Consider the following 11,438-nt stretch of genomic DNA (forward strand, 5'->3'; position numbering starts at 1 on the left):
TGAGGGGACGTTATCAAGTTGGTTATGAAGAGTTTCAAACGATGGGTATCCGGCGTGACGGTGGCCGGGATGATGTTCAGCATGTTAGCGCCGATGGCTTCCGCTGATGGGGTCGTCGTACAAGCCGTAGATAATGCCCAAGTGCCTAAGCTGCTCATTACGGAGCTCGTGCCGGATACGGCGAATTTCGACAGTGCCGATGCCTACGAATTTATTGAAGTTTATAATAATTCGAATCAAACGCTGGATTTTAACCAGTACAATCTAGTCTATCGGTTCTCCGGTGCGGATACCGTCTGGGCGCCGTATCAAAACACGAATCCAGGCGGCAGTATGCCGATTCCCGCGCAATCATCCATCGTGCTGTGGGTCATGAATGCGAAGAACAAAGGCTTGACGGCTGCCGATTTTAATACCAATTTCCAAACGAACCTGCAGATGAACGTCAACCTGTACCGCGTGGAAGGCGGCGGCGGGATGCACAACAGCTCTCCAAGGGACTTGGTTATTCAGGAAAAGACGGGCAGCGACATTTCCATTGCCAGCTACCAGAACGATAATCAAACGCTGCCGGACAAAGGGATATTCTACCGCTATCCGACCAACGGTTCGAAAAATATGGTGATGTACGGCTCCGGAGAAGATACCAACCCGGCGAAGGCGACCCCGGGGGTTATTGATCCTACGCAGGTTCCGTCCGTTCCACGGGTGTTCTCGCAAGCTCCGGCCATCGCGCATACACCGGTTACGCAAGCGGATCAGAAGAACGATCTGGTGCTTCAAGCGCAGGTGGCCAATGCCGAGCAGGGCGAAACCGTAGCAGCTGCAGTTTATTATCAAATGGCTTCGCAGACCGGCTATGACTCCGTTCCAATGACCGTTACAGGAAGCAACCAGTACCAAGCGGTCATTCCGAGAGCGAAACTGACGGAAAGCCAGATGAAATATTACATTCAAGCGGATGACGGCTTCAGCACGGTCAGATCGAGCGTATACGGCGTTGCGGTCGCGATGGACCAGTCCGACTATTCCAAAGTTCCGCCGCTTATGGTGACGGAGATTGTGCCGGATTCCACGAACGTGGGCTCGGCGGACGGCTACGAGTTCGTTGAAGTGTACAACAACACGGATCAAACGATTAATTTCAAAGACTACAAAGTCGTCTACCGCTATACGGACTCCGGGCCGGATGCAGACGTTCCATGGCCTGCGGACAAAGAGGACATGCTCATTCCATCGAAGGGGACGCTCGTCTTTTGGATCATCAACAATCAGAACGGGAACTCGACGGTAGCCGATTTCAACGCCAACTACGGAACGAATCTCGTAGAAGGCACCGACATCGTGCGCATTCACAGCGACGGGATGGCGAACGGCTCCAACCGCGGTCTCCTTATCGCTACGAATACAGGCATTGAGTTGTCCGCCTCTTACTATGTGAACGGCGATTCCAAAGCCAACAAAGGGATTGTGTACAAATTCCCGGCGACCGGCACCACGATGATCAAAGCCAGCTCAGGTACCGCAGCAGCAACACCGGGCTCCGTGACGCAGGATCAAGTTCCGCCTCAGACCGTCAAGGTGACTCCGGATACCGTGAAGCCTACGCTGACGGACTTGACCAAAGAGAGCGTAATCGATCAAGCGAGCGATCTCGAAATCATCGGGGAAGCTCACGACGAAACATCGCTCAAAACCGTAGCGCTCTACTATAAAACGGAGAAGCAATCCCAATATAACAAGAGATACCTGAAAGAGAGCTTCGCAGATACGCTGTACCATTATACGGTTTATTCCCCTGAACTTATCGGGAGCGCTTATCTGGACTATTATTTCACAGCTTCCGACGGCACGAATGAGACGACCTCCCCGACGAAGCGGGTTCAAATCCAGGGCGGTTCGGATCACTCCAGCCTGCGCCTGAATGTGAAAGACGGTGACGTTGTCGCCCAAACGAAGGTGTTGAAAGGCACAGGCGAGGGCGTCAGTCCGGATAGCCTGAAGCTGTCCATCGACGGCAGCGAGCTGACGCAGTCGACTTATCATGCGGTGGAGCATGACGCGTTCTTCGCTTTTGAAGTGATGGGCGTGAACTACTATTTCAAAAACGGCATTACGCAGGGGCAGGAGATTCTCTCGATTTTCCAAGACCCGATTAACAGCTACAAAACGCTGTCCGTACCGATCAAAGCGGACCGTCTGAAGGAAGGCGGCAACGAATTCCAGATTCGGGCGGGTTCCAAATCTTCGCCGTTCGACGACCGGACCGAAGAGAATAAAGATAATTTCGAAGTGAAGAACGTGCGCCTCGTGTTCGCCGACGGTACAGTCGTATACGACGCCAAATATAGCGATCCGAACAAAGTGATCAAAATCGGGGATTCCTCCGGTCTGTCGCCGGTGATCGATTTCAACTTCGTCGTTCCGTCCGCTCAGCTGGCATCCAAGGCTTACGATTGGAACACAACGTCGGTAAGTGACGGTAACCATCAAATTACGATCAGCGATACCGTAGGCGGCGCAGTTACTTCCAACGTACAGGTGGATAACACAGCTCCGGTTGTGCAGCCATCCATCGAAGAAGGCACCATGTACCGCGGCAGCTTCACGCTCGATGCGAACGTATCCGATGCATTGGCGGGCGTAGTCATCGTGGAAGCCAAGCTGGATGAGCAGCCGATTACGCTGCCGATGGCGACTTCTTCCGCACAACTGCCGGCTGGAGCGCACGTTTTCAACGTGAAAGCAACGGACAAAGTAGGCAATGTGAAGGAAGTCACCGTTCATTTCGAAGTACCGAACGAGACGCCGGATCTGCCGGTGCTGGTCGCTCCGGGTCAAGGCGCGAACGGTGTGGATACGAACGCTGCTCTAAGCGTGAAAGTAAGCGATCCAATGAACGACGATATGAAAGTGACATTCAATCAAGGCTTCAAATACGATGCAAGCACACAAGGGACGTTCAGCGGCTATCGCGGCGCGGCGGACACGGAACCTCCGAAGCAGGAAAAGCCTGCGGGTGAAACCGCTCTGACGCCAGAAGATTATGGCAAAATCAGCAGCGTCGACGGCAGCTACCTCGTTGATGATGCAGTCGAGCAGTTCCCTTACCAGCGCTTCGAGATTGCGTTAGACCCTGCGGTTCAAAGCACGGACCAAGTGGAAATTGACTGGAAAGGGAAGTCCCTCGAAGGACGCAAAGTGTCCTTGTACGCTTGGAGCCCGAGCAAACTGGAGTGGAGCGTTCTCAAGACCGTTATCGCAGGCACCGAAGATTTCGAACTGAAAGCGAGCGTACCGGCAGGCGATTATGCCAACAACGGCAAGATTCAAGTGATGGTGCAGGACGAAATTGCGGTCACGCAGGAGCAAGCTCCTAGCAGCGACTATGACTTCTCCTTCGTGTGGATGTCTGATACCCAGTACTACGCCAAGAGCTATCCTTACATCTATCAGAAAATAGTGAAATGGGTCGCCGATCACAAAGAAGATAACAAAATTAAATACGTCATTCATACAGGCGACATTGTCGATAATGCCGATCAAGAGTACCAGTGGATCGAAGCCGACAAGGATATGAAAGTGCTGGAAGCGGCTGGAATCCCTTACGGGGTGCTCGCAGGTAACCATGACGTTGGCCATCAAAACAATGATTACAGCTACTACAACAAATGGTTTGGCGAGGATCGCTTCAAAAATCAGCCGACATACGGCGAATCCTACGATAACAACCGCGGTCACTATGATTTGGTTTCCTCGAACGGTAATGACTTCATCGTCATTTACATGGGTTGGGGTTACGGGGATAAAGAGATCGACTGGATCGACAGTGTGCTGAAAAAGTATCCGAACCGCAAAGCGATTCTGAACTTCCACGAGTTCATGCTCGTCTCCAACAACCGCGCTCCGATGGCGGAGAAAGTGTTCGAGCGCGTCATTAAGCCGAATAAGAACGTCATTGCCGCACTATCCGGCCACTATCACGATGCGGAGCTGAAAGTCGATCCGATCGACGACAACGGTGACGGCGTGGCGGACCGCAATGTGTATCAAATGCTGGCGGACTACCAGGGCGCGCCGGAAGGCGGACTTGGGTATATCCGTTTGATGCAGTTCGATATGAAGAATGGCAAAATCAACATGAAGACTTATTCGCCGCATTTGGACGATTACACCTTCTATGATGATGAGCCTATCAAAGATGAGTTCACTTTGGACCTGAACCTGGATGCCGTGACGAAACGTGTAGCTACCGATTATATCGGGGTGAACGTGTACACGAACAAAACGATTGGCAGCGTGGCAAGCGTGAAGAGCGGTCAGAATGCTGCGGTAACGTGGCCGAACCTTGCTGCGAATGCGACTTACCAATGGTACGCTGTTGCGGAGGATGCGTATGGCGGTACGAGACAGTCGGATATTTGGAAGTTTACGACGGGGATAGCAGGCGGTTCTGATGATTCCGATGATTCGGAGGATTCAGGCGCAGGAGGCTCTGTAGGCGGAGGCGTACCGGCAAGTCCGTCGGAGACAACGATTCCTGCCGGTGGCGGTACCGCTGCCCTGGAGGGAGCGACCATCGTCATTCCGAGCGGGGCTCTTCCAAGCGATGTGAAAATTAAGGTCGTTAAATTATCGGGTAGCGCTTCGCTTCCGGTAGACGCATCGGCACAGCTCCTTGGCGATGTATATGAGTTTACCAAGGATCGAGACGGCGCATTCACCAAAGCGATTCAAATCACCTTGCCATTCGATAAAGACAAAGTGGACTTGAACAAGCTGCAGCTCGGCCTGTACTGGTTCAATGAGACAACCAAAGCGTGGGTACTGCTGGATGACATCAAGGTGGATCCAGTGAAGGGCACTGTCACAGGCTCGGTTACACATTTCACGAAATTCGCCGTCATCGCGAATCCGAAAGAAGATGTGAAGCCTCCTGTTACAGCGAACCTTGCCGATATCACAGGGCATTGGGCGGAAAGCAGCATTCGGGAATTGATCGGTAAGGGCGCTATCAATGGCTATGAGGACGGCACCTTCAAGCCGGACAACCGCATCACTCGTGCGGAGTTCGTCTCGATCGTCGTGAAAGTGCTCGGGCTCGGCGTGCAGGGCGGCCAGTCGTTCTCCGACACGTCCAGCCACTGGGCGAAGGATGTCATCGCTACGGCTGCAGCGCAGGGCATCGTGACCGGCTATACCGATACGACGTTCGGACCGGATGACCAGATTACCCGCGAGCAAATGGCGGAGATCATCGTTCGTGCCGCACATCTGGCCAAAGGAACAGCCGGCACTTCGTTTGCCGATCAGGCGCAGATTTCGGAGTGGGCGCAAGGCGCGGTTGCCGCTTTGACGGCGAAAGGCTACCTGAACGGTTACGAGGACGGCACGTTCAGACCGCAAGGATTGACGACTCGTGCGGAAGCGTCCGCTATGATTTTGCGGGCTTTGAAGTAACATAATGAAGGGCTCCTGCGTCTGAATAGACGGGGAGCCCTTTCGTCATTCCTTTTATCTGCGTCTGCGCTTGGCAGTTCCGGATTTATAACCGCCTTTGCGTCTGCGCGCCGTACCGGATTTCTTCCGGCGTTTACGCTTCGGCCGGAACACTTCAATGGAATCGTCGGAAGCGACCTTGCCTTTGCCGATGGAGCCGAATATCGTTTTCACCATGGGGGCCATTTGCTGGAAGGTAGACATGAACTTCTGCACCTTGCCCATCGTGCCGAGGATGCCGTCAATGCCGCCCATCCGCTCCACGAAGCCGGAGATCTGCTTCAGGTTAATACCGCTGAGCGGGTTCGAGCTGCCGCCGGCTGCCGCTCCGCCGCCTCCGAGGAGGTTGCTGAGGAAATTGCCGCCGCCGCCTCCAGCACCGGCACCGCCGCCGCCGAAGAGTCCGCCGCCTGGGTTACCGCCACCGCCGAAGAAACCGCCACCCCCGCCGGCCGGAGGGCCGCCGAAGAAACCGCCGCCTCCTCCTTCGAAAGGCGTAGGGAGACCCCCGCCTTGCGCGAAATCCGAGAACGGAGCGCCGCCGCCCAGGCCAGGATAGGAACCAAATGCGCGATTGTCACCAACTTGCGGAGGTAGTGCGATACTTCTGGTTTGAGCCTCAGGATGACTGCCGCCATTGCCAATGATGATTCTAGAGTTAGTCACTGGAATTCACGATCCTTTTTATCAGATTTGTCTCCTACAGGATATGTCACTTGCCTATCGTTGGTATGGACGAATGTCACGGGTCCTAGATATTTGTCACAATGCAGCTCTTTAACGCATAGAAATTTTAACGTTTCGCAATCCTAAAGGCAGGATTTATTCCGGACATGTCGAATGATACTCTTGAGCTTACTAAATTAGGAGCTAACATGCATTTCTACCAGGAGTTGATACCCTATGCAATTAAAGAAATTAAACGATAAAGCGATAGACCAGCTTTTCGAAGCCATTCTGACCCTTAAAGATATAGAGGAGTGCTACGTTTTCTTCGACGACCTGTGCACCGTGAACGAAATTCAGTCGCTGTCCCAGCGCCTGGAGGTTGCCCGCATGCTGCGCAAGGGGTGCACCTACAACCAGATCGAAGCGGAAACCGGTGCGTCTACCGCAACCATCTCCCGCGTTAAGCGCTGCTTGAACTATGGCAATGACGGGTATGTGCTGACGTTAGATCGTTTAGGCCGTTAATTTTTAAGCGTATAAAATAGTCGTTCAAGATCCTGCGTTACCAAGTGTAATGCGGGATTTTTCCTGTTTATCAATGGCTCAATTGACATGTGGGAACACATTCGTTAGCATAGGGTTGTAAGTATGGTGAGAACGGGTGGGGAATAATGGCATGAACAAATACGGAGTCCTGGTCATCAGCCACGGATCCCGGGATGCAGGCTGGGTGCAGCTGGTCGACGAGGCCGTGAGCGCCGTGGCGATGCCGGAAGGCGTGCCGATCTATGCCTCTTACCTGGAGCTGGTGGATGGCCGTTTGATTCAAGACGGCATATACAATCTGGAAGCGCAAGACGTGACCGACATCATTGTCGTTCCGCTCTTCGTGTCCTCCGGGAGTACACATATCGATGAAATCTCATATGCCCTGGGCGTCATCCCCGAGCCGCAATTGGAAACGGATATGGAGCCTTTCGATATTAAGGCGCGTATTCATTTCACATCGCCGATTGATGACGATCCCGTGATTGCGGAGATTATATATAGTAAAATCAAGGATTTATCCGTATCGCCCGGCGACGAAATTGTGATGCTGATCGGCCACGGCAGTGTGGAGCCAGGGTTCCATGAGAAATGGCTGCACGGACTGGAACAGCTCGCCGGACGGTTGAAAGCGCTTGGCGGTTATGCCGAGGCGGATGTTGCGATGCTTTTGCCGGATCAGGTGTCCAGCAAGATGACGGCGTGGGCGGAGAAGAAGCCGGAGCATGCCGTGATCGTAGCGCCGCTGTTTTTAAGTGAAGGCTATTTTACCAATCACGTGGTCCCTTCCCGTTTGGAGGGATTCTCGTACCGATACCATGGACGGGCGCTGCTGCCAAGTCCGCTAATTTCCAAATGGATCGGGAAGCAGATCGCTTCCGCGATGCCAGACGGCCAAACAGGTGATGAGACATAATGATCAAAAGAGCAAGACTGATCTATAATCCGACCTCCGGGCGGGAAGAAATGAAGAAGCGTCTGCCGGAGGTGCTTCAGCGCTTGGAACGCGGCGGCTTCGAAACATCGGCGCATGCGACCATCGGCGAAGGCGATGCGACACTGGCCGCAGCCGAGGCGGTGAGCCGGGGCTTCGATCTCATTATCGCCGCAGGCGGAGACGGCACCCTGTGCGAAGTCGTCAATGGCATGGCGGAGCGGGAGGGGCGGCCGCCGCTGGGCATTTTGCCGCTGGGGACGACCAACGATTTCGCCCGCGCGCTCGGCATTCCGAAGAACCTGGAGCAGGCGTGCGACCTGATCATCCAGCAGTTCACCACCGACATCGATGTCGGCAAAATCAACAACCGCTACTTCATCAACATCGCCGGCGGCGGCTCGCTTACCGAGCTGACGTACGAAGTCCCGAGCAAGCTCAAAACGATGATCGGCCAATTGGCCTATTATATGAAGGGACTCGAAAAGCTGCCTAGGCTGAAACCTATCGAGCTGTACGTCAAAGCGGGCGAGCTGGAATTCCATGACGAGGTCATGATGTTCCTGGTCGGCAACACCAACTCCGTCGGCGGCTTCGAGAAGCTTGTTCCGGAAGCGCGGATGAATGATGGGTTGTTTGACGTTTTGATCTTGCGCAAGTGTAACCTTGCAGAGTTTATTAGGGTGGTAACCCTCGCGCTGCGCGGGGAGCATCTGAATGATCCGAATCTGATTTATTTTCAGACGAATTATATTGAGATCAATTCTCCGGACTACGTCCAGCTTAATCTGGATGGGGAGTTCGGCGGTACGCTGCCATGTGTGATGACGAACCTGAAGAGCCATCTGCAGATCATCGTCGATGAGTCGGGCCAGTCGATTTATAAGAAGAAGCTGATTGAGACTTTGACGACGCCGTTTCATTTGAAGGAGCGGATGGATGAGGAGCCTGAGGTGGAGCCGCAGGTGCCACGGGAGTAGGCGGACCGCCCCTTTTGGAATGGGATTAAGGCGGTAATACTGATAAAAAGCGTGATTTGAACAAGTGAGGGTACTATGAGAACAAAAGGTAAAGCTGGCTCTGCGCCAGGTCAAGATAGAAGGTCAGGGAAGTCCCAGGGTAGAGGGAATGCGGAGGGTCAAGGAGCGGGGAATGGTGCGGACCGGGCAGGGAGAAATTCCGTCAGAACAAGGGATGCTGCGCCTAAGGCGGCGCCGGCCTGGATGGCGGATCTGCCGGTGCAGATCGGACGGGAATACGAAGCTGAGATCATCGGAATCAGCCACGACGGGGAAGGGGTAGGCCGTGTGAACGGCTTTACCCTTTTTGTTGCTGGTGCTCTGCCGGCTGAGCGCGCGCTTGTGCGGGTGGACCACTTGAAGAAGCAGTATGGGTATGCGCGGCTGCTGCGTCTGGTCGAAGAGAGTGCTGAGCGTGTGATGCCGGATTGCGGCATCTATGAGGAGTGCGGCGGCTGCCAGCTCCAGCACCTCAGCTATGAGGCGCAGCTTCGTGTGAAGCGGCAGCAGGTTGTCGATAACTTGCAGCGGATTGGGAAGCTGGAGGTGGCGGGTGCACGCGCCAGTGAGGGCGAGGGCGATGAAGGGCAAGGGATTATTGTCCATCCTACGCTTGGGATGTCCGAGCCATGGCGGTACCGGAACAAGGCACAGGTTCCTTTTGGGGAAGAGCGCGGAGGCCTCATTGGCGGATTTTATGCTCAGGGAAGCCATCGCATCATCGATATGGAGGAGTGCCTGATTCAGCATGAGGCGAACGACGAGGTCGTTGCCCGGGTGAAGGAGATTGGCTCGCGACTGGGTATCACAGCGTATAGGGAGGAGTCGCACTCGGGATTGCTGCGCCATGTGGTCGTTAAAGTCGGCTTCCGCACGGGTGAGATCATGGTCGTCTTGGTGACCAATGGCAGCGTGATTCCGCACGTTGATGAGTGGGTTGATGGCATTAGGGCTGCGCTGCCTGCGGTGAAAAGCATTTGCCATAACATTAATGTGAGACAGACCAATGTTATCTTCGGGGATGAGACTCGCGTCCTGTGGGGCAGCGAAGTCATCTATGACTATATCGGCGATGTGAAATTTGCAATTTCCGCGCGATCCTTCTTTCAAGTGAACCCCGTCCAGACGGAAGTCTTGTACGGGAAGGCACTGGAGTACGCCGGGTTGACTGGCGATGAAGTGGTTGTCGATGCCTACTGCGGCATCGGGACGATCTCCCTGTTCCTGGCGCAGCGCGCGGGACAGGTCTATGGGGTGGAGATCGTCGAGGAGGCGATCGCGGATGCACGGAAGAATGCCGAGTTAAACGGCATGACGAACGTGCATTTCGAAGCGGGCCCCGCGGAAGTGGTCCTCCCCGAGTGGACACGTCAGGGCATTCGCCCGGACGTGATCGTGGTGGACCCGCCCCGCAAGGGCTGCGATGCCGCGCTGCTCGCGACGATCCTGGAGCTGCAGCCGCGACGCGTCGTTTATGTGTCGTGCAGCGCATCGACACTTGCGCGCGACTTGCGCGTGCTGGTGGATGGGGGGTACGGTGTCGCGGAGGTGACGCCGGTGGATATGTTTCCGCATACCGTTCACGTAGAATCGGTGGCTTTGTTGGTGAGGAATGAAACAGCTAAGTGAAACCCTTGTTTTTATTGGGTTTTTCGGTATGGTACAGTTTCAAGATATTAGTGTTACAGAGGTTAAAAAAAAGGCTTGATGTAAAATTGATGTAAAAATAGACCTGATCTCTGCCTAAACGAACCGAAGACGCCGGGAAATTCCTAGGCGTCTTCGTTATTGTCCTTGTGCGGTTTTAGATGTAAAAGAATCGAATTTATAAGCCAGCTGCTTGTCGGCAGTACGGAAAGCGTGGCCATAAATGTTTATTGTTGTGGTTATGCTCCCGTGTCCATGTTGCACTGGTTCCGGTTTGATGGAAAGAACAACTACCACCTTCCGCGTTTACAATAATTTGCTCAAGGGATTACTGTTTATGCTTGTTGTTATTTGGAGTTTGCGGGATACATTTGCATCTGATGAAGGTCAATGATCATATTGCCGCTTTTCAGAATATCTAATCCAATTAAGCCGTTAATGTAGTTAATATCCTCATTAAACACTCCGAAATCTAATCTAACGTCATTTAGAACGATATCACCAAGCTGGATTTGATCAACTTGCTTTATAAATGAGTATTCGTCTCCACCTATCCCAAAACTTCGTACTAGCCTATCTCCGTTTTCAAACTTGATCCCGATATTTGATACGATGTCAGAGGAGATGAAAGAATGTGCAGCGCCAGTATCAATGACCAAATTATCAATTAATAGGGATCGGCCTCTGTAAGTTAGTACCATTGAAGTTTGCAGTAAATTATCGACCAGATCGATTTGCATCTTACCGGCTCCTGTAGAACGGATTTTTTCTTAGTTCAATAGCTATCTTTTCTTGGCCGGTGTGATAAACGATGTTGTTGTTTTTACATTTTAATAACTCCTGAGTTGCTTCGTCAGGATCTTGGATTGCTCGGATCAAAGCGACCTCGTCAACATATTGAACACTATCTTGTGTATGTGAATTTAAAATTTCAATTAGTACATACTGATCAGGGTAAATGTTCCGAACCTCTTGCCACTGCATGTATAACACCTCACAATGTTATTTCTCATTCCATTATATCACACTTCTGGTTGGGGGAGTTGATGCGCCGCGGCGAGAATATTAGCTAATCTTATGCTTAACATTAATAATCGCAACGGGCATTGATGCAAAAAAATCAG

General features: G+C 53.0%; 8 protein-coding genes. 5 read left to right on the top strand and 3 right to left on the bottom strand.

Translation table 11 applies throughout. From position 1 onward, the window contains the following. Positions 1–24: 24 nt before the first annotated feature. Complete coding sequence (locus PUT07_RS30620) at positions 25–5,460, top strand: S-layer homology domain-containing protein (protein WP_274472682.1); 5,436 nt, start codon at positions 25–27, stop codon at positions 5,458–5,460. A gap of 54 nt (positions 5,461–5,514) precedes the next feature. Here the strand turns inward: PUT07_RS30620 and PUT07_RS30625 are convergent, their stop codons facing one another. Continuing rightward, positions 5,515–6,165 carry an aminotransferase gene (locus PUT07_RS30625; RefSeq protein ID WP_274472580.1) on the bottom strand — a complete coding sequence of 217 codons (651 nt, stop codon included), beginning with the start codon at positions 6,163–6,165 and terminating at the stop codon, positions 5,515–5,517. Between the two features lie 237 nt (positions 6,166–6,402). Between PUT07_RS30625 and PUT07_RS30630 the strand changes: the two genes are divergently transcribed. The 4 genes from PUT07_RS30630 to rlmD all read left to right on the top strand — a co-directional run bounded on the left by PUT07_RS30630 (position 6,403) and on the right by rlmD (position 10,296). After that, on the top strand, positions 6,403–6,693 hold the full coding sequence (locus tag PUT07_RS30630; RefSeq protein ID WP_079414635.1) for a YerC/YecD family TrpR-related protein: 291 nt from the start codon (positions 6,403–6,405) through the stop codon (positions 6,691–6,693). 151 nt (positions 6,694–6,844) lie between these two features. Further along, positions 6,845–7,630, top strand: coding sequence for a sirohydrochlorin chelatase (locus tag PUT07_RS30635; RefSeq protein ID WP_274472581.1), 786 nt, complete (start codon positions 6,845–6,847; stop codon positions 7,628–7,630). Between the two features lie 2 nt (positions 7,631–7,632). Continuing rightward, on the top strand, positions 7,633–8,628 hold the full coding sequence (locus tag PUT07_RS30640; protein ID WP_274472683.1) for a diacylglycerol kinase: 996 nt from the start codon (positions 7,633–7,635) through the stop codon (positions 8,626–8,628). A gap of 75 nt (positions 8,629–8,703) precedes the next feature. Beyond that, positions 8,704–10,296, top strand: coding sequence for a 23S rRNA (uracil(1939)-C(5))-methyltransferase RlmD (rlmD, locus tag PUT07_RS30645; RefSeq protein ID WP_379241010.1), 1,593 nt, complete (start codon positions 8,704–8,706; stop codon positions 10,294–10,296). A gap of 365 nt (positions 10,297–10,661) precedes the next feature. On the opposite strand, the gene PUT07_RS30650 is transcribed toward rlmD, so the two are convergent. After that, on the bottom strand, positions 10,662–11,054 hold the full coding sequence (locus tag PUT07_RS30650; protein ID WP_274472582.1) for a retropepsin-like aspartic protease: 393 nt from the start codon (positions 11,052–11,054) through the stop codon (positions 10,662–10,664). A 1-nt stretch (position 11,055) separates the two neighbouring features. Beyond that, positions 11,056–11,298 carry a hypothetical protein gene (locus PUT07_RS30655; protein WP_274472583.1) on the bottom strand — a complete coding sequence of 81 codons (243 nt, stop codon included), beginning with the start codon at positions 11,296–11,298 and terminating at the stop codon, positions 11,056–11,058. Between the last annotated feature and the right edge of the window lie 140 nt (positions 11,299–11,438).

The organism is Paenibacillus sp. MAHUQ-63 (assembly GCF_028765165.1).
Classification (GTDB): Bacteria; Bacillota; Bacilli; order Paenibacillales; family NBRC-103111; genus Paenibacillus_E.